The sequence below is a fragment of the Caulobacter radicis genome (genome assembly GCF_003094615.1).
In the GTDB taxonomy this organism is placed as follows: Bacteria; Pseudomonadota; Alphaproteobacteria; order Caulobacterales; family Caulobacteraceae; genus Caulobacter; species Caulobacter radicis.
This window is the reverse complement of sequence record NZ_QDKO01000040.1, coordinates 34,783-54,892: the sequence shown is the minus strand read 5'-3', so window position 1 is coordinate 54,892 and position 20,110 is coordinate 34,783. Positions and strand designations below refer to the sequence as shown.

The following is a 20,110-nucleotide window of genomic DNA, read 5'->3' as shown; positions in this document are numbered from 1 at the left end:
GAGACGCGGTCTAATAGGCGAAGATCATATAGAGAGCCCGACCCGTAGACGTCATGAGCAAGCCCTCCGCCACTTTCGGATTCAAGGACGTGGACCCCGCTTTGAAGGCGGGCCTGGTGCGCGGGGTCTTCGACCGCGTCGCCAAGAACTACGACCTGATGAACGACCTGATGAGCGGCGGGGTGCACCGGCTCTGGAAGGACGCGGTCGCGGCGAGGCTCAACCCGCAGCCGGGCGAGGTGATCATCGACTGCGCCGGCGGCACCGGCGACATGGCCCGCCGCTTCGCCAAGCTTGCTCGTTCAGCGCAGCAGCGCCGCGGCGGTCCCGACGCCACCATCAACATCATCGACTACAACGCCGAAATGATCATGGCCGGGATCGAAAAGGGCGGCGAGCCCGAGATCACCTGGACCGTGGGTGACGCCCAACGCCTGCCGCTGCCCGACGCCTATGCCGACGCCTACGTGATCTCGTTCGGCATCCGCAACGTCACCGACATCGACGCGGCCCTGCGCGAAGCCCGCCGGGTGCTCAAGCCCGGCGGCCGCTTCCTGTGCCTGGAGTTCTCGCGTCCGGCCACCGAGGCGCTGGCCAAGGCCTATGACGCCTACAGCTTCAAGGTCATCCCGCAGGTCGGCGAATGGGTCGCCAAGGACCGCGACGCCTACCAGTACCTGGTCGAGAGCATCCGCCGCTTCCCCGACCAGAAGACCTTCCTGTCGATGATCGAGGCGGCCGGCTTCAAGCGCGCCACCTACACCAACTTCACCGGCGGCGTGGCGGCTCTGCACCAGGGCTGGGCGCTCTAGGATCCGGCGCTACCCAGTCTGGACTTCGCAGCCCCAGCCGTCATAGCGGCCGCCGGCGGCTCTCGCTGCGTCGACGAGGTCCAGACAGACCTCGCCCATCTCGCTCGGCCGGCCCGACCGGCTGAAGCTGACGCCCACCTCGTCCTGCGCCTCGGGTAGCAGGATCGCAAAGCCCTTACCGGCGATCGCCGCGATGAAGGCCTCGGCCCCCGCCATGTCGGGAAAAAGCGCGAGATGGTCGATCACGCGAGGGATCGCGTCCTGATCGCCCTCGTTGGCCAGCAACTCGCGCAGGCGCCGATTGTTGATCGTCTGCCGCGACGTCTCGGACGGATGGAGGAACTCGAAGTAGCTGCTCCAGTCGGGATCGTCCCGCTGGCCCATGTCGGCGCGGTAGCCTTCAAACCCGACCATGGCCTGGGTCATGGCGGCATGGAAGGCCTCTCCGTCCTGGCCGTAGAAGAAGAAATCCCGCGTCCCGTCCGAAGTGCTGCGGCCGACATGGAGCCAGTCGACGGCCTCGGCGGCCGCGACGACGGCGTCCTCGATGGCGATCAGGGCGTCGAATTCTTCCTGGCTCGACAGGCCGTCCGGGCGCGGCGCCCGCATGAAGACCCGCAGATAGGCGCCGCGCGGGCGATCCCGCAGCGGAGCCGCCTGCGCGATCCCCAGGTCGACGAAGATTGAGCCCGGCTTGCCGTCGATCTGCAGTTGATAGAAGTCCCAATCGTCCGACATGCCGCCCCCGAGTTCACGCCGGCCGAAAGGGCCAGAACCACGGGCGAATGTCGAGCCTTCGGTCCATCTCGACTTGCCCCAGGACACACCGCCCTTGACCGGCGGGTGCGGAGCAGGCTTTCAGGCCTGAGCATGACCTTTTCACCCGCCGTCCGCTCGTTCGCCCCGAAGGCCTTCGCCGCATGAGCCGCGCCGCCGCCTTCTTGCGCCTGATCGGCGCCGGCTGGCGCCTGGTGCGCGCCGACGCCCTGGTCCCCAAGGAAGTCGAGCCGCTGCTGCCGCCGTCGGCGCGGCTGGCCGGCCGGTTCCTGCGCCTGTTCGCCGGCGGCAAGACCCGTAAAGGTCGCCCGGGCGAGCGCCTGGCCCGCGCGCTCGAGGGGCTCGGTCCCGTCGCCATCAAGATGGGCCAGTTCCTGTCGACCCGGGCCGACATCTTCGGCGCGACCTTCGCCGAGGACCTGTCGCACCTGAAGGACCGCCTGGCGCCGTTCCCGACCGCCATCGCGCGGGCCGAGGTCGAGCGCAGCCTGGCCCGGCCGATCGACAGCCTGTACGCGACCTTCGGCGAGCCGGTCGGCGCGGCCTCACTGGCCCAGGCCCACGAGGCCACCCTGCTGGACGGTTCGAAGGTCGCCGTGAAGGTGCTGCGCCCCGGCATCGAACGCCGCGTTGTCGAGGACAGCGCCACCCTGCGTCTGGCCGCCGATCTGGCCCACCGTCTGGTTCCGGCGGCCCGCCGCCTGCGCCCGCGCGAGTTCGTCGAGGTGGTGATCCGCGCGCTCGACCTGGAAATGGACCTGCGCTTCGAGGCCGCCGGCTGCGCCGAGCTGGGCGAGGCCATGGCGCTGGACACCCACATGCGCGCCCCGGCGGTGGTCTGGGACGGCGTCGGCAAGCGCGTGCTGACCCTGGCCTGGGCGCCGGGCGTGCCGCTGTCGGATCCTAAGGCGCTGGAGCAGGAGGGCCTCGACCGCAAGGCCCTGGCCGACAACGTCACGCGCGGCTTCCTGGCCCAGGCGCTGGACCACGGCCTGTTCCACGCCGACCTGCACGAGGGCAACCTGTTCGTCAGCGCCCCGGCCGCCATCACCGCCGTCGACTACGGCATCGTCGGGCGCCTGGGTCCGGCCGAGCGCAAGTACCTGGCCGAGATCCTCTACGGCTTCCTCAGCCGCGACTACGTGCGGGTGGCCAAGATCCACTTCGACGCCGGCTACGTGCCCGCCCACCAGGACATGGACGCCTTCGCCCAGGCCCTGCGCGCCGTCGGCGAGCCCGTGTTCGGCCGCGACGCCCGCCAGGTGTCGATGGGCAAGCTCCTGGCGCAGCTCTTCGAGATCACCGCCCTGTTCGAGATGGCCCTGCGGCCCGAGCTCGTCCTGCTGCAGAAGACCATGGTCACGGTCGAGGGCGTGGCCCGCCGCATCGATCCTTCCCACGACCTGTGGGCGGCTTCCGACCCCGTGGTCCGCCGCTGGATCGCCCGCGAGCTGTCGCCGGTGGCGCGGATGAAGGAACTGGCCGACGAGGCCCTGCGCGCCCTCAAAGCCATGGCCCGCTACGCCGAACAGCCTCCTGCGCCTCCGGCGGTTATCGTGGAAAAAGGCCCTGTTTGGCCGTGGATCACGGTCGGGGCTGCGGTGGCCGGTCTGGCCTTCGCCGCCGGCCTCGGCGTGGCGACGCTTCTGGGGTGACGCCATGCAGGTCCTGACCCGTCTCTCCGCGCGTGAGGCGGCCGCAGGACCGCAGGCCTTCGCGGACGTCTGGACCTTCGGGTTCTACGACGGCGTGGAGACCGGCGTGGCGATCGATCGCCACGGGCGCTCCTACCGGTTCAGGTCGCTGGGCGACTCCCGGTCGGCAAGCTTTCGGGCGTTCGAGCTGGTCGAGGTTCCGGCCGTGCTGATCCCCAGGCCGGCCGAACACCTGTCCTGGATGGACGAGGATCAATGGCGGATGTTGATCGCCCTGCCGGACCTGAGACGGTTCGTGGCGATCGGTCATCCCTATCTGGAGCGGATCGTCGCTGCCGAGATCGAGCGGCCCTTGCCTGCCGATGCGGACTTCAAGGCGGCCCATCGCCTGTTGCGCGGCAAGTTTGTGGGCGAGGCCATCGTCAAGGACGGCCAAGGTGAGCGCCCCGTACCGTCCGCCTGGCGCCCGACCTTCGTCGCCATCGTTGCGGCCTTCGTGGCTGATGACTTCGCACTGTCGACGCCGATCCAGGGCGTCGCGCCCCTTTCGGCCGAGAACGCGGCTTTCAACGCCGATAATGTCGCCGACTACGGCGAGGTGCTGAAGCCGCTCCCGGCAGAAACCTGGGAGGCCTCGGTCTTCATCTGGCAGGAGGGCTGGTGGGAGGTGTTGGTCGATCTCCACACCGTCGGTGAAGGCCGCAGCGATCTCGTCCTCCACGCGCGGGTGTACGAAGCCGAGCACGGCTATCGCTTCCAGGACCTGCGGATCTACGTGCCTTAGAGCCCCAGCGCCTCCCGCGCCGCCGCGATCGCCGCGGCGCGCACCTCCTCGGGGTAGGGCACGCCGGCGCTATGGCCCCAGACCGGACCCGGCCAAGCCGGATCGCCGGCGCGGCGGCCCAGGACGTGGACATGCAACTGCGGGGTGACGTTGCCCAGGGCGCCGAGGTTCAGCTTGTCAATCGCCAGGCCCAGCACCTTGGCGACGGCCCGGACGGCCGCGCTGGCGGCGACGGCTTCCTCGGTCAGGGCCGCGCGGCCCTCCGGCGACAGGTCCTCGATCTCCACGAGGCCGTCGGCGCGCGGGATCAGCACCAGCCACGGATAGCGGGCGTCGTCATGCAGCCGCACATGGCAAAGCGCCAGCTCGCCGACCGCGTGGGAGCTGGCCGGAAAGGCCGGGTGCAGAGAAAAATCAGCCACGCTTGGGGACCCCCGCCCAATAGTCGAAATCCAGGATCACCGACGGGTCGTAGGTTCCATCCGCGTCCTTGTCGGGGAAATCCGTACACGGCCTGTCCTTGGTGGCAACCAGCCGCAACCGCAGGGCGCCGAGCGTTCCCCCAGACCCAGGCAGGTCCGCCTTGTCGAGCACCTGGCTCCAGGCGAACACCGTCGAGCCGGCGAAGAACGGCGCCACGTGCCGGCCGCCATTGATCCCCAGGATAAGGCCAGCGTTCTGCAGCCCGTTGAACGACAGGGCCTTGGCCGTCGAGATCACCACCCCGCCATAGACTAGGCGCCGGCCGGACGGGTCCTTGCTCCGCTCGAACTGGTTGAAGTGCACCTTGGCGGTGTTCTGCCACAGGCGCGTGGCCATCTGGTGCTCGGCCTCTTCCACCGCCATGCCGTCGACATGGTCGATCTTCTCGCCGACCGCATAGTCCTCGAAGGCGTGCGGCGCGCCGGCCAGGGCCCAGTCGTAGGCCGAGGCGTCCAGGCCCGGCGGGACGACCAGGTCCTCGGGCGAGACCGCCTTGGCCAGGTCCGGAACCGACTGGCCCTCGACCACGGCCGCAGGGTCGCGCTTTCGCACCATCACCCAGCGCACGTAAGTCAGCACCGGCTCGCCGCGCTGATTGGTCCCGGTGGTGCGCACATAGACGACGCCGGTCCTGCCGTTGGAGTTCTCCTTGACCCCGATCACCTCCGAGGTCGCCGCCAGGGTGTCGCCGGGAAACACCGGAGCGAGAAAGCGACCCTCGGCATAGCCCAGGTTGGCCACGGCGTTCAGGCTGATGTCGGGCACGGTCTTGCCGAACACGACATGGAAGGCGACCAGCGGGTCGACCGGGGCGGCGGCCAGGCCGCAGGCGCGGGCGAATTCATCGGACGAGAAGAGGGAAAACCGCGGACCGTAAAGCGCCGTATACAGCGCGACGTCGCCGGCGGTCACCGTGCGCGGCGTGGCGTGGACCAGCACCTGGCCGACGCGGAAGTCCTCGAAAAAGCGTCCAGGATCGGTCTTGCTCACGGCGCCTCTCCTTGTGTTTGTTGTGATCGTTTTGCCGCAGCGCAGCGAAACGGGAAAGGGGGCTTGAGACTGAGCCGCGAGGGGCGTAGACCGCGCCCCGACATTTCCTGTCCACAGCCTGATGGAGACCCCATGGCTCGCGCGAAGATCGCCCTTATCGGCGCCGGCATGATCGGCGGCACCCTGGCCCACATCGCCGCTCGCGAAGAGCTGGGCGACGTGATCCTGTTCGACATCGCCGAAGGCACCCCGCAGGGCAAGGCGCTCGACATCGCCGAAGCCTCGGCCGTGTTCGGCAAGGACGTGGCTCTGAAGGGCGCCAACGACTACGCCGACATCGCCGGCGCCGACGTCTGCATCGTGACCGCCGGCGTGCCGCGCAAGCCGGGCATGAGCCGCGACGACCTGCTGGGCATCAACCTGAAGGTCATGAAGGCCGTCGGCGAAGGCATCAAGGCCCACGCCCCGAACGCCTTCGTCATCTGCATCACCAACCCGCTCGACGCGATGGTCTGGGCCCTGCAGCAGTTCTCGGGCCTGCCGAAGGAAAAGGTCATCGGCATGGCCGGCGTCCTGGACTCGGCCCGTTTCGCCTACTTCCTGGCCGAAAAGACCGGCGTGTCGGTCGAAGACATCCACGCCTGGACCCTGGGCGGCCACGGCGACGACATGGTCCCGATGGTCCGTCACTCGACCGTCGGCGGCCTGCCGCTGCCGGACGCCGTGAAGGCCGGCTTCCTGACCCAGGAAGAGCTGGACGCCATCGTCGAGCGCACCCGCAAGGGCGGCGGCGAGATCGTCGCCCTGCTGAAGACCGGTTCGGCCTTCTACGCCCCGGCTGAAAGCGCCATCGCCATGGCCACCAGCTACCTGAAGGACAAGAAGCGCGTCCTGCCGTGCGCCACCTTCCTGAACGGCGAGTACGGCCTGTCGGGCCTGTATGTCGGCGTGCCGGTCGTCATCGGCGCCGGCGGCGCCGAGAAGATCGTCGAGTTCGAAACCAACGACGCCGAAAAGGCGATGTTCGCCAAGTCGGTGGAGTCGGTGCAGGGCCTGATGGAAGCCTGCAAGGCGATCGACCCGTCGCTGGTCTAAGACCGGTTCGACAACCCGATACGACGAAGGGCGGCCCCGCAAGGAGCCGCCCTTTTTGTTGTCGCGTTCGTCGAACCTTCTCCCAGAGGGAGAGGGAAACTCAGTGCGCCGCCTCGCCGGGCTCCTGCGAGATCTCCTCCAGGGTCTTGCCGACCTGCTTGGCGCCGTAGTCCTTGGCCACGTCGCCCAGCGACAGGATGCCGGTCAGGCGGCCGGTGTCGTTCAGCACCACCAGGCGACGGACCTGGTTGTTGGCCATCTTGGCGGTGGCGTCGGCCAGGATGTCGTCTTCCTTGACCGACAGCACCTCGCCGTCACTCATCACTTCCGAGACGGGGCTGTCGAAGCTGCGGCCTTCGGCGACCACGCGCAGGACGATGTCGCGGTCGGTGACCAGGCCCAGCACCTTGCCGTCCTCGACGACCGGCACCACGCCGCTGTCGACCTTGGCCATCACCTCGGCGACCTTGCGGATGCTGTCGCCGGGACGGGCGACCGAGACCTGGCTGGTCATGGCGTCGCTGACTTTCATGGGTCTTCCTCCTTCAGGGGGAATGGGAATTGGACCCGCTAGAAACCCCGCGACGCCGCAGACCGTTCCGCTTGTTCGCGGATGGACGCCTTAGGTGTCGTTTCCAAGAAGGTTGTTCACACGCTGCCAGGGCGTGAGGCCTTTGATGCCCGAGTGCGGGCGGTGGAGGTTGTAGCTGTCGGTCCAAGGACCGATGGCTTTGGCGCGGTCTTGGGAGCAGGCGTAGGGACGGCCGTAGGCCCATTCGCGTAAGCTGGTCTGGATGAACCGTTCGGCCTTGCCGTTAGTGCGCGGCGTATAGGGCCGGGTGCGTACGTGCCTGGCCCCGGCGGCCTGCAGGGCCTGGGCGAAGAGCTTGGAGCGGTAGGCCGAACCATTGTCGGTCATCACCCGCTGGACGGCGACACCGTGGCGGCCGAGCCAGGCGATGGCCCGCTCTAGGAAGGCGGTCGTATCGGCTTGACCTTCGGAGGGCAGGATCTCGGTGTAGGCCATGCGCGAGGCGTCATCGACGCAGACGTGCAGGAAGTCCCAGCCGGCTCTCCTGGAGCGCCCCAGCCGCCGATCACCGGTGACGCGGTGGCCTTCGACGTTGAACTTTCCCAGCTTCTTGATGTCCAGGTGGATCATCTCGCCTGGCGCGGCGCGCTCGTAGCGGACGATCGGGATCTTCGGGTCCAGGGCCGACAGCTTGCCCAGCCCCAGCCGGCGCAGGATCAATCCCACCGTCGAGCGGGCCAGCCCCAGGGCCTGAGCGATGGCCGGACCGGTCATGCGCTGGCGACGCAGCGCCTCGATCCGCTCGATGGTCTGTGCTGGTGTCTTGCGCGGACATCGGCGGGGCGCCGAGTTGCGGTCGTGAAGCCTGCGCTCGCCGCCCCGCCGATGCCGTTGCAACCACTTGTCGGCCGTGCGGCGCGAGATCCCGAAGGCTTCGGCCGCCTTGGCCACCGGCCAGCCGTCAGTCTCGATCCGCGAGATCATCGCCGCTCGACCCAGTGGCGTCAGACGGGCATTGTGATGGATGTTCATCCGGGGGCTCCCGGCTCTGGAAGTGGAGTGTCGCAACCCCAGCTTCGTTCAAGCCCGCCCCCGGGTGAACAACCTTCATAGCTTCGACACTTAGGCCAGGGCCGCCTTGTTGGCCGCCAGGAAGGCCGCGACGGTGGTCGGCGCCTTGCCGGTCAGGCGCTCGACCGTGCCGGTGATCACCGCGTGGCGGCCCTCGGCGGCGTCGTGGTCGAAGGTCGCCAGAAGCTCCACATAGGGCGGCGGCAGGCCGGCGCCCGCCAGGCCCGCGCGCAGGGCGTCCAGCGGAATGGCCTGGTGCGTCAACGGCTTGCCCGAGACCTCGGCCAGCAGGGCGGTCAGCTGGTCCTGGGTGATCGCCTCGGGACCCGAGACCTCGAGGATCTGCCGGCCCTCCGCGCCCAGCAGGGCGGCGGCGTCGGCGCGGGCGCAGTCCTCGCGCGTGACATAGGCCCGGCCCTTGCCGGCCGTGGCGGTGTAGAGGGTCCCGCTGGCCAGGGCCTGGCCCGCGCCCATCAGGATCACCTCGGCATAGAGGTTGTGGCGCAGGATGGTCCAGTCGAGCGAGGCCTCGGCGAAGATCGCCGCCTCGGTCCAGAAGTGGTCGTCCAGGCCCTGGGCCTGCGGGCGCACGCCGGGGGCCGAGGTGTAGGCGATGTGCCTGACGCCGGCCTTGGCGGCCGCGGCCACGGCGGCGCGGTGCTGGGCGATACGGCGACCGGGCTTGTCCAGCGCGTCGGTGCTGACCAGCAGCAGGCGGTCGACGCCGGCGAAGGCGCTTTCCAGCGAGGCCGGGTCGTCGAAGTCGGCGGCGCGCACGTCCACGCCCTTGGCGGCCAGGTCGGCCAGCTTGGCCGGATCGCGGGTGGTGGCGATCACGTGCGAGGCGCCGGCCTCCAGCAGCAGTTCGACCACGCGGCGGCCCAGCTGGCCTCCGGCGCCGGTCACCAGGAGGCGGTCGTTAAGGAAGGGCTTGGCGGTCATCGAGGTCGTCCTTTGCTGGTCTCTTTTCGAGACCAGGTGTAGATGTGAGACCAATCGTGCGCCGTAAAGACGGCAGTTTTCCGGGAGATAGGCACCTTGAAGGAACCACCGATCCTTTCGTCGGACGCCCTTTCACCGCAAGCCCTTTCACCGCAAGCCCTTTCACCGCAAGCCCTTTCACCGCAAGCCCTTTCGCCAGAAGCCCTTTCGCCAGAAGCGATGTGCGAGGCGATGGACGGCTGGCGAGACCAGGGCTTCACCAGCGCCGACTGTCCGGTGCGCGACGTCGTCGACCACCTGGGCGACAAGTGGAGCACGCTGATCCTGTCGCTGCTGTTCATCGGCCCCAAGCGTTTCGGGGCCCTGCGGCGCGCCGTGCCCGACATCTCGCAGCGCATGCTGACCCAGACCCTGCGCGATCTTCAGCGAGACGGCCTGATCGAGCGCGAGGTGTTCCCCACCAAGCCGCCCAGCGTCGAATACAGCCTCTCGCCGCTGGGCATGTCGCTGCAGACGCCGCTGAACGCGCTGATCGCCTGGGCCGTGGAACATCACGGCGCGATCCGCGAGGCGAGGGCGCGCTACGACGGCGCCGAGGCGGCGTAGCCCTCCAGATCCTCCCCCTCTGGGGGAGGTGGCCCGGAGGGCCGGAGGGGGGACGTTCTCAGCTGCCGCCGCACCGGCCAACTTCCCCACCAATCGCTGCGCGATCGCCTCCCCCACGGGGGGAGGTTCGCAACACCGCGGGGCTGTGCTCGCCGCCGAACCACCCTACATCCAGCGCCCAAGCCTCACCGGAGCCCCCATGACCATCACCGCCCACCGCGTCAGCGTTCCCGTCTTTGTCCAAGGGCTAAAGGGCCTGTCGGGCGTGCTGGCCAAGGCCGCCGCCCATGTCGAAGAGCGCAAGCTCGACCCCGAGGCCCTGCTGAAGGCGCGGCTCTATCCCGACATGTTCCCGCTGATCCGCCAGGTGCAGATCGCCACCGACTTCGCCAAGGGCGCCAGCGCCCGCCTGGCCGGTCTCGAGGTCCCTGCCTGGGACGACGTCGAGACCAGCTTCGAGGACCTGTCGGCCCGCGTGGCCCGCGCCATCGCCTATGTCGAGGGCCTGGACCCGGCCGCCTTCGACGGCGCCGAGGACCGCACCGTGGCCCTGACCCGTCGCGGCGAGACCACGGAGCACAACGCCCTCGACTATCTGACCGGCCAGGCCCTGCCGAACTTCTATTTCCACCTCTCCACCGCCTACGCGATCCTGCGCGAGAACGGCGTGGTGCTGGGCAAGCGCGACTTCCTCGGCGCGGCCTGAGGCCTGACGAAACCTCGCCCTTCGACAAGCTCAGGGTGAGGTTTCGACTGCAAGGCCTGTGAAATGGTCCTCACCCTGAGCCTGTCGAAGGGCGAGGACCACCCACTGTCGGGGTGCCTCAAGGCCGCCGCCGGAACGCCCACACCAATCCGGCCAGGGCGGTTAGCACCCCGCCGGCCGCCGACAACACCACAGCCAGTTCCTTCAGAACCTCCGGCTCCATCGCTCCACCCGTTTACTCGCCCCGCATCGCGGTCACGACCAATGATGGGGCGCGCCGACGTCGAGTTCGGACGTATGTTCACTTTTTGTTCTTATGGGTTGAGGCCGCTCACGCCACCTCGCGCGTCGCCACCGCTTCCAGGCCCAGGATCGCGGCCTTGCGGGCCAGGCCCCAGTGATAGCCCGTAAGCCGGCCGTCCTTGGCGATGGCGCGGTGGCAGGGGATCAGCAGCGAGATCGGGTTGGCGCCGATGGCCCCGCCGGTGGCCTGGAAGGCCTTGGGCTTGCCGGCCCAGGCTGCGACCTGGCCGTAGGTGGCCGTGCCGCCGGCCGGGATGCGCAGCAGCGCCTTCCACACCTGCACCTGGTAGGGCGAGCCGATCAGCACCACGGGCAGGGGGCCTTCGCCGGCCCCGAACGCCTTGAGGGCGGTGTCCTGGGCGGCCCTGTCGTCGCGCACCCACTCGGCGCCGGGCCAGCGGCGGTGCATGTCGGCGAAGCTGAAGTCGTCGTCGCCGTCGGAGAAGGCCAGGCCCGCCAGGCCCCGCTCGGCCAGCACGAACAGGCCGCGCCCGAACGGGGTGGGGGCCCAGCCCCAGCGCAGGGTCATGCCTGCTCCGCGCCGGCGCACGTCGCCCGGCGTGGCCGCCTCCTGGGCGATGAACAGGTCGTGCAGCCGCGAAGGTCCCGACAGGCCCGCGTCATAGGCCGCGTCCAGCACGCTGGCCCCGGCCTCCAGCGAGCGGCGGGCCTCGGCGTGGGCGATGGCGGCCACGAAGGTCTTGGGGCTGACCCCCGCCCAGCGCGTGAAGATCCGTTGGAAGTGAAACGGCGACAGGCCGACGGCGTCGGCGGCCTCGTCCAGCGACGGCCGCTCCATCCAGCGCTGGGCCAGCCAGTCCAGGGCGGTGGCCATGCGGTGATAGTCGGCCGAGCGCTCGGCCAGGCGCGCGAGGATTTCGGACGCGGAAGGTTCGGACTGGACGAGATCGAGGGCCATCGCCGCACTTTACGCCGGTCGGGGCAGGGCGTCCGCCCGGTTCTTGCGCCGCCTGTCCTGGCTCAGGCGTAGCGCTCGGCCCGCGCCGCCTTGATCGCCCGCTCCAGCGCGCGGGCGAAGGCCACCCGCTCGTCGGGGCTGAGCGCTCTGGCCAGGGTCAGGCGGCGGCGCGACATGAAGAGGCGCACGCGGGACTCGTGCTCGCCCGGCTGGTCGAGGTCGACACGGGTGAAGGCCGTCGGCGAGGTCCAGACCACCCTGGCGCCCTTGGCGTCCTCGCGGCTGACGATGATTTCCTCGGCGGTGACCTTCACCCGCTCCGAGCGCGAGAGGGCGCGGTTGCTGGCGCGCAGGGCCAGCCACAGGGCCAGGACGTCCAGCCCCAGGAACGGCAGCACCGGCGGCGCGCCGACCACCAGCAGGAACGCCGCGACCATCAGGTTGAAGGCGACGGCCACGCCCAGCACCGCGGCCATGCCGGCGCGGCTCAGCGACCGGTTGGGGCGGATCACGGCGTCCATGTAGAGCGCGGCGGCCATGCCAAAGGTCTACGCCCCTCGCGCCGCCTTGGCGAGCGGGCCGCATCACGGCATGGTCGCCGCCGATGGCCGCCAGCAAATCCCTCGTCAAGAAACGTCCCGCCGGCAAGCGGATCTCGCCCGCCGAGCGCGAACGCGTGCGCGTCCTGTTCGAGCGCTTCGAGAGCCTGGAACTACGTCCCAAGACCGAGCTGAACTACTCCAACCCCTACGAGCTGGTCACGGCCGTGGCCCTTTCGGCCCAGGCCACCGACGTGCAGGTCAACAAGGCCACCGGCCCGCTGTTCCAGGTCGCCGACAGCGCCGAGAAGATGCTGGAGCTGGGAGAGGAGGGGCTGATCAGGTACATCGCCTCGATCGGTCTTTTCCGCACCAAGGCCAAGAACGTCATCGCCTCGGCCCATATCCTGATGGACCGCTATGGCGGGCAGGTGCCGCTGAACCGCGAAGCGCTGGAAAGCCTGCCGGGCGTGGGCCGCAAGACCGCCAGCGTGGTGCTCAACGAGCTGGACGTCGAGCCGGCCATCGCCGTCGACACCCACGTGTTCCGGGTCTCGCATCGCCTCAAGCTGTCGGCCGGCAAGACGCCCGACGCGGTCGAGGACGATCTGATGCGCGTGGTGCCCGGCCCCTACCAGACCCGCGCCCACCACTGGCTGATCCTGCACGGCCGCTACATCTGCGTGGCCCGCAAGCCCAAGTGCGAGATTTGCAAGATCGCCGACCTCTGCCCGTCGCTGGGGCTGTTCTAGGGCTTAGACCCGCGCGCCCGGCTTGAACCGCGCGGTCATCGCCATCATCGCCACGACGCCGGCCGACATCAGCAGCCAGGCGGCCGACAGGTCCGACGAGGCGTCGCGCACCCAGCCGGCGAAGAACGGCATGACGCTGGCCATGACGTAGCCGCCGCCCTGGACGAAGGCCATCAGGTCACCGGCGCTTTCCGGGTCGCTGGCGTGGTCCAGCGTGACGATCAGCGACAGCGGGAAGATCGCGCCGATGCCCGCGCCCAGCAGGCAGACGGTCGGCAGGACGAGCCAGGGCGCCAGCAACAGGCAGGCGATGCCGGCCAGCAGCGAGGCCAGGGCCGCCGCCAGCAGCGGCCGGCGGTCGGGGCGGTGGGCGATGGCGGCCGAGACCGCAAGGCCCGCCAGCACTTCACAGACCGTCAGGGCCGACAGGGCGTAGCCGGCCTGGTCGGCGGTCAGGCCCCGGCTGGCATAGAACGGCGGGAACCAGGCCAGCACCAGGGTGTAGGCCCCGGTGCCGATGCCGAAGAAGGTCAGCAGCAGCCAGGCGCGGGGGCTCTTCCACATCGACGCTTGGCGCAGGGTGACAGGGCCGCTGGCCGGGGCGGCCGTCTCGCGCTTGGCCGCGCGCATCCACAACGCCAGGGCCAGCGCGGCGGGCAGGGCCCACAGGCCGAACATCGTCTGCCAGCCAGCCAGGCGGGTGACGCCCGTGGCCATGGCGGCGGCCACGGCCGCGCCGGCCATGATCCCGGTGGTGTAGAGACCCATCATCCGCGGCGCGCCCTCGCCGGTGGTCCGCTTGATGAAGCCGGGCATCAGGGCCTGCACGGCCGCGACGCCGACGCCCACCATGGCGGCGCTGGCGAACAGACCCGCGGTGGTCGGCCAGATCGCCCGCAGGCCGCAGGCGACCGCGATGGCCAAGAGGCCCAGGGCCACGCCCATGCGCTCACCTAGGGCGCGGCGCAGCGGCGTCGCCAGCAGGGCGCCCAGGCCCATCAGCAGGATCGGCAAGGTGGTCAGCAGGCCCGCGGCGGCCGAGGAGGCGCCGGTGGCGGCCTTCACCTGGTCGAGCACGGGGCCCAGTGCGGCCAGGGCCGGGCGCAGGTTCAGGGCCGCCACGACGATCGCCGCGATGGTGAGCAGGGCGCCGCTTTTGGCGGCACGAGCGGAAACAGACGCGCTTTTACGCGCCTTGGCGTCTTCTTCGTAGGCGAGGACCACGATATATCTCGTCGGAAAGTATCTTGATGGCGAGATATATCCGATGGCGGCGAAAGCCAAGCGTCATGACCGCGCAGGCGCGGCCTCGGTCCAATGGCGGCGCGAGCGGCCGGACCTGGATCCATTCCCGATGGAGCTGGTCGGGCGCCTCTGCGAGGTGGCCGAGATCGTGCTCAAGGAACGCCTTGCGCCGCTGTTCGCCGCCCATGGCCTGCAGCGCGGCGAGTTCGATGTCCTGGCCACCCTGCGCCGGGCGGGGGCGCCCTACGCCCTGACCCCGACCGACCTCTATGAGACGGCCATGGTCTCGTCCGGCGGCATGACCGCGCGGATCGACCGGCTGGAGAAGATGGGGCTGGTCGAACGCCGCCCGCACCCCAGCGATCGCCGGGGCACGATGGTGGCGCTGACAGGGGAGGGCAGGGGGCTGCTGGATACGATCCTGCCCCTGCACATCGACAACGAGCGGACGCTGCTGGCCTCGCTGGACCTTGGCGAGCAGCAGGCGCTCAGTGGGTTGCTGGCCAAGCTGCTGTCAGGGTTGGAGCCGGCTTAGGGGCGAAACCTCGCCCTTCGACAGGCTCAGGGTGAGGTTTTCCTCTGTCCGAAGCCTTGCCTTGGTCCTCATCCTGAGCTTGTCGAAGGACGAGGACCACGCAGGAGCGATGGGGAGGGCGGAAGGCTTAAACCCCCAGCCCCAGACCTCCGCGCGCCTTGGGCGGGTCGATGTGGCCGGCCTCGCGGGCGCGGGTCCAGTTCAGCTTCTCGACGTTCTCGCGGAAGGCGAAGCGCAGGATGTGGTCGGCGACCACCTGCTCCAGCTTGGCCAGGGCTTCGAAGTCCTCGGCCTCGACGGTCATGTCCAGGCCTTCGGCGTCGGCGATCATCCGGCACGGGCCCAGCGGCAGCGGGAAGACAGCCGTGGTCTCGGTCAGTTCGACCTCGAACTTGTGACCCCAGTGCTTGGCCAGCTGGGTCATGTAGCGGGCGGCCTTGTCGGTGACGAGGCGGGCGTGGCTCTGCATGAGATGTGCTCCTCTGTTCCGGCCCGGTTCAGACAGCTTCGATCTGCGTTGCGGCGTCGTCCAAAGCCTTGGCGATGGCGGCGATCTGCTCGGAGCTTAGGCTTCCGGCGTGCAGTTTCAACCGCAGGGCCGTCTTGAGGTTTTCGCGGGCCCGCAGGATCTGCGGCGCGAAGGCGGCGCTGCGCGAGGCGGCCTCGGCCATGCGCTCGAACAGGCCGTTCACCGGCTGGGCGTTGGTTTCCAGGAAGCCCTGGCCCTCGTCGGTGATCGTGTAGAGCTTCTTGCCGCCGCCGGCGTCGGTCGCGGCCACGTAGCCGAGCTCTTCCAGCAGGGTCAGGGTCGGGTAGATGACGCCGGGGCTGGGGCTGTAGGCGCCGCCGGCCGCCGTCTCGACCGCCTTGATCAGTTCGTAGCCGTGGCTGGGCTTGTCGGCGATCAGCTTCAGCACGACCAGGCGCAGGTCGCCGTGATCGAAGAAGCGGCCGCGCGGGCCGCCGCGGCCGAAGCCCCGTCCGCCCATGCCGCCGTGCTCGCGGCCGTCGAAGCCGAACGGATGGCGGCTGTGATGACCGCCGTGGCGGCCGTGGTGAGGGTGATGATGACGTCCAAACATATGTGCTCTTTCGATGCAGTTTCGTTATATCGAAATGATAGATATATCGAAACCGATCGGCGTCAAGAGCTATTTAGATATATCTGATGCTATCGGGTCGCGACGGCCGTCGGAAACGCCTGGGCGCACAGTTCCTCGCCGAAGGCGTCGCTGAGCTGCTCCTCGGCCTCGCCCATCTTGATGACCGCCAGGCGTGAGCCGACGATGGTCTTGCCGATGGCGTAGTCGCCGACGGTCCTGCCGGTGCGCACGTCGACCAGCCGCGCCTGGCTGCGCAGCACGTTGGCGCCGCCGACCAGGGCGGTCATGGCCGGATTGGCCTTGTCGAAGCGGTCGAGCTTCACTTCCAGCCGCAGCGGCCGCTCGCCCTTGGCGCAGCCGTCGAGCTTGGCCTGCACCCGCTGCTTGAACAGGGTGTCGAAGCCGTCGGTGACCTTCAGGTCGCCGCGTGTCAGCCGCACTTCGGAAATCCTGGCCTGGGTCCGCCAGTCGGCCGGCAGGTCGTCGACCGCGGCGCTGCGCGAAAGGCTGACACAGCCGCTCATCATCGTCGCCAGGCCCAGCAGGGCCGTCATCCTCGCCGCGTTCATCGCATCGCTCTCCCAATCCCCGGCCTGAACGCGCCGAACGGGGGAATGGTCGCACATCGAAAGAACGCCGGTATTGAATGATGGCGCGGCGATCAGGCCGCGCGCAGGGTCTCGGCCAGCATGCGGCCCTCGGCGGCGCGGCTGGAGCCGGCCCGCCAGGCCACGACGATCTCGCGGCTGGACTGGGCGGTGGCCAGCGGCCGCACCGTCACCGGCGCGTTCTCGGCCAGGCCCGCCTGCACGGCCATGGCCGGCAGGAACGACACCCCCAGGCCCGAGCCGATCATCTGCACCAGGGTGGGCAGCGAGGTCGCCGCGAAGCTCTCCTCGTCGCCGACGCCCTTGGGCGGCTCCAACCCGCAGGCGGCCAGGGCGTGGTCGCGCAGGCAGTGGCCGTCCTCCAGCAGGATGACGTCCTGGCCCTCCAGGCTGGCCGGATCGACCCGATCCTGCATGGCCATCGGATGGTTGGCGGGGGCGGCGGCCAGCAGTTCGTCGTGCTCGACATGGGCCCAGTCCAGGCCGGTCATGTCGTAGGGCAAGGCGATCAGGGCCGCGTCCAGAGAGCCGGCCTTCAGCGAGGCGATCAGCCGCTGGGTCAGGTCCTCGCGCAGGAAGAGGCGCAGCTTGGGGAATTGGTCGCGCAGCAACGGCAGGGCGCGCGGCAGCAGATACGGGGCCACGGTGGGGATCACCCCCAGGCGGAAGCGCCCGGCCAGCGGCTGGCCGGCCCCCCGCGCGGCCTGCACCAGGTCTTCGGTCTGGGCCAGGATCGAGGTCGCCCGGCGCACGGCTTCCTGGCCGGCGGCGGTCAGGATCACGCCCGAGCGGGCGCGGTCGACCACCGGGGCGCCGAGGATCTTCTCCAGTTCCTGGATGCCCGCCGACAAGGTGGGCTGAGTGACGTAGCAGGCCTCGGCCGCGCGGCTGAACGAGCCGTGCTCGGACAGGAGCTTCAGGTACTGCATCTGGCGAAGGGTCGGGAGCATGGATCCGATATAGGCCGCCTCTATCGGAAAGCCAAAAGCAATCGAGCCGATCTCGGGTCTGGGCGATCGGCACCGCCCGGTGGCTGTTTCCTAGAGCGCCGCCTTCACCGCTTTGGCGAACGTCGCCCCGTGGTCGTGGGCGTGCTGGAGGAAGAGGTCCGGCTCGATGATCTCCAGCTCCATCAGCTGCGGCGTGTGGTCCAGGCCCCGGATCAGGTCGATGCGGGCGTAGGTCAGCGGCTGAGCCAGGGCGTCGAGCACCATGTGGGCGGCGTGCAGCGCCTCGGGCTCGGGCGCGATCTCGCTGACCTTGCCGCCGTACTGCGGCTGCACCCGGAAGTCGCCGGGCACGGCCACCTTGGTCACCGCGTGGCTGAAGGCGCCGTCGAAGAAGAACAGCGACAGCTCGCCCTCCTCGCCCACCGCCGGCAGGAACGGCTGGATCAAGGCCGGGCCCGTGGGGGCGTCGGTCAGGTCGGGATCGCGGCCCAGCTTCACCGTGCGATGCGAACCGCCCGAGACCTGGGGCTTGGCCACCACCAGGTCGACCTGGAAGCGCTCTCGCGCCTCGGCGACCGCTTCGGGCGTGACCTTGTCCAGGGTGATGGTCGGCACCACCGGCGCGCCCTTGGCGGCCAGTTCGGACAGATAGGTCTTGGCGGTGTTCCAGCGCAGCAGGCCCGGCGGGTTGGCGGTGCGCGCGCCGGCCGCCTCCAGGGCGTCGAGCCGCGCGTACCACTCCGGCTCGCGGTGGTGATAGCCCCACGACAGCAACGGCAGGACGATCCCCTGCTCGCCGGCCTCGACCGGATCGGTCCACGGGCGCGAGGCCACGGTCAGGCCCAGGGCGCGCAACGGCGTCGCCAGGCGTTCGAACAGCGGCGGCCAGCTCTGGGCGAAGCGCGGTTCGTCGGCGGCGGGAACCAGGATCAGGATGTCGGGCTGCGTGATGCTCATGCGCCAAGGGTTAGAAAGCCGCAGGGCGCGGGGCAAGGCCTGCGTTGCCCAAGCCTACGTTGCCAGGGCCCTCCCCTTCCTTTACTTGCGGTCGGTCAATCTTCCCGGAACAGAGCAGACATGACCGCCCTCTACGACGTCGCCGCCATCGGCAACGCCATCGTCGACGTGATCGCCCAGTGCGACGACGCCTTCCTGGACGCCCAAGGGCTGGTGAAGGGCTCGATGGCGCTGATCGATACGACGCGCGCCGCCAGCCTCTACGACGCCATGGCCGCCGGCATCGAGGCCTCGGGCGGCAGCGCGGCCAACACCCTGGCGGGCGTGGCCAGCTTCGGCGGCAAGGCCGCCTTCATCGGCAAGGTCGCCGACGACCAGCTGGGCCGGGTGTTCACCCACGACATGCGCGCCATCGGCGGCGTCTTCACCACCCCGCCGCTGGCCGAGGGCCCGGCCACGGCCCAGTGCCTGATCAACGTGACGCCGGACGCCCAGCGCACCATGTCGACCTATCTGGGCGCCTGCGTCGAGCTGACCGCCGCCGACGTCGACCAGGCCATCATCGAGGGCGCGCAGTACGCCTATCTCGAAGGCTACCTGTTCGATCCGCTGGAAGCCCGCCGCGCCTTCGCCAAGGCCGCCGCCCTGTCGCACGGCGCCGGGCGCAAGATCGCCATCACCCTGAGCGACAGCTTCGTCGTCGATCGTCACCGCGAAGCCCTGCTGGGCTTCGTCGAGACCCAGTGCGACGTCGTCTTCGCCAACGCTTCGGAAGTGTGCGCCCTGTTCCAGACCGACGACTTCGACGCCGCCGTGAAGGAACTGGCCAAGCGCGTCGAGATCGCCGCCGTCACCCGGAGCGAAAAGGGTTCGGTGGTCGCCTCCGGCGAGCACTTCCACGAAATCTCGGCCTTCCCCGTGGAAAAAGTCGTGGACACGACGGGCGCGGGCGACCAATACGCCGCAGGTTTCCTCTACGGCCTCTCCCAGGGGCGCTCGCTGGCCGACTGCGGCAAGCTGGGCTCGCTGGCCGCCGCCGAGGTCATCGCCCACTACGGTCCGCGTCCGCAGGTCAAGCTGCGCGACCTGGCCGCCCAGAACGGACTCTAACACCCCTGGTCCCGACCGGACCTTCAAGGACGAAGCATGGCCCGCACCGCTGAAGTGGTCCGCGAGACGAAAGAGACCCAGATCCGGGTCTGGATCGATCTCGACGGGACCGGCGCCTCGACGATCTCCACCGGCATTGGTTTCTACGACCATATGCTGGAGAGCTTCGCGCGCCACGGCGGCTTCGATCTGAAGATCGAGACCAAGGGCGACCTGCACATCGACATGCACCACACGGTGGAAGACACCGGCATCGTGCTGGGTCAGGCGATCAACAAGGCGCTGGATGGCTTCAAGGGCATCCGGCGCTTCGGCCACGCCTACATCCCGATGGACGAGACCCTGACGCGCTGCGCCATCGATCTGTCCAACCGCGCCTATCTGATCTGGAAGGTCGAGTTCAAGCGCCCCAAGGTCGGCGAGATGGACACCGAGCTCTTCAAGGAGTTCCACCACGCCTTCGCCATGAACTGCGGCGCGTGCATTCATCTCGAGACGCTCTACGGCGACAACACCCACCACGTGGCGGAAAGCGGCTTCAAGGCCCTGGCCCGCGCCCTGCGCCAGGCGGTGGAGTTCGACCCGAAGACCGGCGGCCAGGCGCCGTCGACCAAGGGCGTGCTGTAAGGCTCATAC

24 protein-coding genes are annotated in these 20,110 nt (G+C 69.4%); 10 read left to right on the top strand and 14 right to left on the bottom strand.

Annotated features, from left to right (window positions below; translation table 11 throughout):
* The first annotated feature begins 53 nt into the window (after positions 1–53).
* Positions 54–812, top strand: coding sequence for a class I SAM-dependent methyltransferase (locus DDF62_RS20845; RefSeq protein WP_116490880.1), 759 nt, complete (start codon positions 54–56; stop codon positions 810–812).
* A 9-nt stretch (positions 813–821) separates the two neighbouring features.
* Here DDF62_RS20845 and DDF62_RS20840 read toward each other — a convergent pair whose 3' ends face one another.
* The gene (locus DDF62_RS20840) at positions 822–1,550 is read right to left on the bottom strand and encodes a DUF695 domain-containing protein (protein ID WP_116490879.1); all 729 of its coding nucleotides are present in this window, start codon (positions 1,548–1,550) and stop codon (positions 822–824) included.
* A 182-nt stretch (positions 1,551–1,732) separates the two neighbouring features.
* Here DDF62_RS20840 and ubiB point away from each other — a divergent pair, with 182 nt between their 5' ends.
* Together ubiB and DDF62_RS20830 are read left to right on the top strand one after the other, a co-directional pair.
* A complete protein-coding gene (gene ubiB / locus DDF62_RS20835; protein ID WP_116490878.1) occupies positions 1,733–3,244 on the top strand; it encodes a 2-polyprenylphenol 6-hydroxylase in 1,512 nt (503 codons plus the stop codon).
* 4 nt (positions 3,245–3,248) lie between these two features.
* Entirely contained in the window at positions 3,249–4,028 is a 780-nt protein-coding gene (locus DDF62_RS20830; protein WP_116490877.1) for a DUF7668 domain-containing protein, read from the top strand.
* Here the strand turns inward: DDF62_RS20830 and DDF62_RS20825 are convergent.
* Both DDF62_RS20825 and DDF62_RS20820 read right to left on the bottom strand, forming a co-directional pair.
* Positions 4,025–4,450, bottom strand: a complete 426-nt coding sequence (locus DDF62_RS20825; protein WP_116490876.1) for an HIT domain-containing protein — start codon at positions 4,448–4,450, stop codon at positions 4,025–4,027. The genes DDF62_RS20830 and DDF62_RS20825 overlap by 4 nt on opposite strands.
* Entirely contained in the window at positions 4,443–5,501 is a 1,059-nt protein-coding gene (locus tag DDF62_RS20820) for a MaoC family dehydratase (RefSeq protein WP_116490875.1), read from the bottom strand. The genes DDF62_RS20825 and DDF62_RS20820 overlap by 8 nt, the downstream gene beginning before the upstream one ends.
* Positions 5,502–5,633: 132 nt before the next feature.
* Here DDF62_RS20820 and mdh point away from each other — a divergent pair, with 132 nt between their 5' ends.
* Positions 5,634–6,596 carry a malate dehydrogenase gene (gene mdh, locus DDF62_RS20815; RefSeq protein ID WP_116490874.1) on the top strand — a complete coding sequence of 321 codons (963 nt, stop codon included), beginning with the start codon at positions 5,634–5,636 and terminating at the stop codon, positions 6,594–6,596.
* A 100-nt stretch (positions 6,597–6,696) separates the two neighbouring features.
* On the opposite strand, the gene DDF62_RS20810 is transcribed toward mdh, so the two are convergent.
* The 3 genes from DDF62_RS20810 to DDF62_RS20800 form a co-directional block, all read right to left on the bottom strand.
* A complete protein-coding gene (locus tag DDF62_RS20810; RefSeq protein ID WP_116490873.1) occupies positions 6,697–7,128 on the bottom strand; it encodes a CBS domain-containing protein in 432 nt (143 codons plus the stop codon).
* Positions 7,129–7,218: 90 nt separating this feature from the next.
* Complete coding sequence (locus DDF62_RS20805) at positions 7,219–8,160, bottom strand: IS481 family transposase (protein WP_116490838.1); 942 nt, start codon at positions 8,158–8,160, stop codon at positions 7,219–7,221.
* Between the two features lie 90 nt (positions 8,161–8,250).
* The gene (locus DDF62_RS20800; protein ID WP_116490872.1) at positions 8,251–9,141 is read right to left on the bottom strand and encodes an SDR family oxidoreductase; all 891 of its coding nucleotides are present in this window, start codon (positions 9,139–9,141) and stop codon (positions 8,251–8,253) included.
* Positions 9,142–9,360: 219 nt separating this feature from the next.
* Here DDF62_RS20800 and DDF62_RS20795 point away from each other — a divergent pair, with 219 nt between their 5' ends.
* Positions 9,361–9,747, top strand: a complete 387-nt coding sequence (locus DDF62_RS20795; protein WP_116490871.1) for a winged helix-turn-helix transcriptional regulator — start codon at positions 9,361–9,363, stop codon at positions 9,745–9,747.
* 199 nt (positions 9,748–9,946) lie between these two features.
* The gene (locus DDF62_RS20790) at positions 9,947–10,453 is read left to right on the top strand and encodes a DUF1993 domain-containing protein (RefSeq protein WP_116490870.1); all 507 of its coding nucleotides are present in this window, start codon (positions 9,947–9,949) and stop codon (positions 10,451–10,453) included.
* 331 nt (positions 10,454–10,784) lie between these two features.
* Here DDF62_RS20790 and DDF62_RS20785 read toward each other — a convergent pair whose 3' ends face one another.
* Both DDF62_RS20785 and DDF62_RS20780 read right to left on the bottom strand, forming a co-directional pair.
* The gene (locus DDF62_RS20785; RefSeq protein ID WP_116490869.1) at positions 10,785–11,675 is read right to left on the bottom strand and encodes a bifunctional helix-turn-helix domain-containing protein/methylated-DNA--[protein]-cysteine S-methyltransferase; all 891 of its coding nucleotides are present in this window, start codon (positions 11,673–11,675) and stop codon (positions 10,785–10,787) included.
* A gap of 62 nt (positions 11,676–11,737) precedes the next feature.
* Entirely contained in the window at positions 11,738–12,214 is a 477-nt protein-coding gene (locus DDF62_RS20780; RefSeq protein WP_116490868.1) for a DUF2244 domain-containing protein, read from the bottom strand.
* Positions 12,215–12,279: 65 nt separating this feature from the next.
* Between DDF62_RS20780 and nth the strand changes: the two genes are divergently transcribed.
* Positions 12,280–12,966, top strand: a complete 687-nt coding sequence (gene nth, locus DDF62_RS20775; protein WP_116490867.1) for an endonuclease III — start codon at positions 12,280–12,282, stop codon at positions 12,964–12,966.
* Positions 12,967–12,969: 3 nt separating this feature from the next.
* On the opposite strand, the gene DDF62_RS20770 is transcribed toward nth, so the two are convergent.
* A complete protein-coding gene (locus tag DDF62_RS20770; protein ID WP_244286896.1) occupies positions 12,970–14,190 on the bottom strand; it encodes an MFS transporter in 1,221 nt (406 codons plus the stop codon).
* Positions 14,191–14,233: 43 nt separating this feature from the next.
* On the opposite strand from DDF62_RS20770, the gene DDF62_RS20765 reads away from it, so the two are divergent.
* Positions 14,234–14,746, top strand: coding sequence for a MarR family winged helix-turn-helix transcriptional regulator (locus tag DDF62_RS20765; protein WP_116490866.1), 513 nt, complete (start codon positions 14,234–14,236; stop codon positions 14,744–14,746).
* Positions 14,747–14,873: 127 nt separating this feature from the next.
* Here the strand turns inward: DDF62_RS20765 and DDF62_RS20760 are convergent, their stop codons facing one another.
* The 5 genes from DDF62_RS20760 to DDF62_RS20740 all read right to left on the bottom strand — a co-directional run bounded on the left by DDF62_RS20760 (position 14,874) and on the right by DDF62_RS20740 (position 18,364).
* Positions 14,874–15,215: a DUF2218 domain-containing protein gene (locus DDF62_RS20760; protein WP_116490865.1), complete on the bottom strand. Its 342-nt coding sequence runs from the start codon at positions 15,213–15,215 to the stop codon at positions 14,874–14,876.
* 28 nt (positions 15,216–15,243) lie between these two features.
* A complete protein-coding gene (locus DDF62_RS20755) occupies positions 15,244–15,828 on the bottom strand; it encodes a PadR family transcriptional regulator (RefSeq protein WP_116490864.1) in 585 nt (194 codons plus the stop codon).
* Between the two features lie 89 nt (positions 15,829–15,917).
* Positions 15,918–16,418 (bottom strand): hypothetical protein, encoded by a 501-nt coding sequence (locus DDF62_RS20750; protein WP_116490863.1) that lies wholly within the window; start codon positions 16,416–16,418, stop codon positions 15,918–15,920.
* A gap of 92 nt (positions 16,419–16,510) precedes the next feature.
* Entirely contained in the window at positions 16,511–17,407 is an 897-nt protein-coding gene (locus DDF62_RS20745; RefSeq protein WP_116490862.1) for a hydrogen peroxide-inducible genes activator, read from the bottom strand.
* A gap of 90 nt (positions 17,408–17,497) precedes the next feature.
* The gene (locus DDF62_RS20740) at positions 17,498–18,364 is read right to left on the bottom strand and encodes an ATP-grasp domain-containing protein (RefSeq protein WP_116490861.1); all 867 of its coding nucleotides are present in this window, start codon (positions 18,362–18,364) and stop codon (positions 17,498–17,500) included.
* Between the two features lie 120 nt (positions 18,365–18,484).
* On the opposite strand from DDF62_RS20740, the gene DDF62_RS20735 reads away from it, so the two are divergent.
* Both DDF62_RS20735 and hisB read left to right on the top strand, forming a co-directional pair.
* Positions 18,485–19,474, top strand: a complete 990-nt coding sequence (locus tag DDF62_RS20735) for an adenosine kinase (protein ID WP_116490860.1) — start codon at positions 18,485–18,487, stop codon at positions 19,472–19,474.
* A gap of 36 nt (positions 19,475–19,510) precedes the next feature.
* Positions 19,511–20,101, top strand: a complete 591-nt coding sequence (gene hisB / locus DDF62_RS20730) for an imidazoleglycerol-phosphate dehydratase HisB (protein ID WP_101713144.1) — start codon at positions 19,511–19,513, stop codon at positions 20,099–20,101.
* Positions 20,102–20,110: the final 9 nt, after the last annotated feature.

Bases quoted from the DNA above. Each gene is read 5' to 3' on its own strand.
- DDF62_RS20845 (WP_116490880.1), top strand. From the start codon at position 54: ATGAGCAAGCCCTCCGCCACTTTCGGATTCAAGGACGTGGACCCCGCT.
- DDF62_RS20840 (WP_116490879.1), bottom strand. From the start codon at position 1,550: ATGTCGGACGATTGGGACTTCTATCAACTGCAGATCGACGGCAAGCCG.
- ubiB (WP_116490878.1), top strand. From the start codon at position 1,733: ATGAGCCGCGCCGCCGCCTTCTTGCGCCTGATCGGCGCCGGCTGGCGC.
- DDF62_RS20830 (WP_116490877.1), top strand. From the start codon at position 3,249: ATGCAGGTCCTGACCCGTCTCTCCGCGCGTGAGGCGGCCGCAGGACCG.
- mdh (WP_116490874.1), top strand. From the start codon at position 5,634: ATGGCTCGCGCGAAGATCGCCCTTATCGGCGCCGGCATGATCGGCGGC.
- DDF62_RS20810 (WP_116490873.1), bottom strand. From the start codon at position 7,128: ATGAAAGTCAGCGACGCCATGACCAGCCAGGTCTCGGTCGCCCGTCCC.
- DDF62_RS20805 (WP_116490838.1), bottom strand. From the start codon at position 8,160: ATGAACATCCATCACAATGCCCGTCTGACGCCACTGGGTCGAGCGGCG.
- DDF62_RS20800 (WP_116490872.1), bottom strand. From the start codon at position 9,141: ATGACCGCCAAGCCCTTCCTTAACGACCGCCTCCTGGTGACCGGCGCC.
- DDF62_RS20795 (WP_116490871.1), top strand. From the start codon at position 9,361: ATGTGCGAGGCGATGGACGGCTGGCGAGACCAGGGCTTCACCAGCGCC.
- DDF62_RS20790 (WP_116490870.1), top strand. From the start codon at position 9,947: ATGACCATCACCGCCCACCGCGTCAGCGTTCCCGTCTTTGTCCAAGGG.
- DDF62_RS20785 (WP_116490869.1), bottom strand. From the start codon at position 11,675: ATGGCCCTCGATCTCGTCCAGTCCGAACCTTCCGCGTCCGAAATCCTC.
- DDF62_RS20780 (WP_116490868.1), bottom strand. From the start codon at position 12,214: ATGGCCGCCGCGCTCTACATGGACGCCGTGATCCGCCCCAACCGGTCG.
- nth (WP_116490867.1), top strand. From the start codon at position 12,280: ATGGCCGCCAGCAAATCCCTCGTCAAGAAACGTCCCGCCGGCAAGCGG.
- DDF62_RS20765 (WP_116490866.1), top strand. From the start codon at position 14,234: ATGGCGGCGAAAGCCAAGCGTCATGACCGCGCAGGCGCGGCCTCGGTC.
- DDF62_RS20760 (WP_116490865.1), bottom strand. From the start codon at position 15,215: ATGCAGAGCCACGCCCGCCTCGTCACCGACAAGGCCGCCCGCTACATG.
- DDF62_RS20755 (WP_116490864.1), bottom strand. From the start codon at position 15,828: ATGTTTGGACGTCATCATCACCCTCACCACGGCCGCCACGGCGGTCAT.
- DDF62_RS20750 (WP_116490863.1), bottom strand. From the start codon at position 16,418: ATGAACGCGGCGAGGATGACGGCCCTGCTGGGCCTGGCGACGATGATG.
- DDF62_RS20745 (WP_116490862.1), bottom strand. From the start codon at position 17,407: ATGCTCCCGACCCTTCGCCAGATGCAGTACCTGAAGCTCCTGTCCGAG.
- DDF62_RS20740 (WP_116490861.1), bottom strand. From the start codon at position 18,364: ATGAGCATCACGCAGCCCGACATCCTGATCCTGGTTCCCGCCGCCGAC.
- DDF62_RS20735 (WP_116490860.1), top strand. From the start codon at position 18,485: ATGACCGCCCTCTACGACGTCGCCGCCATCGGCAACGCCATCGTCGAC.
- hisB (WP_101713144.1), top strand. From the start codon at position 19,511: ATGGCCCGCACCGCTGAAGTGGTCCGCGAGACGAAAGAGACCCAGATC.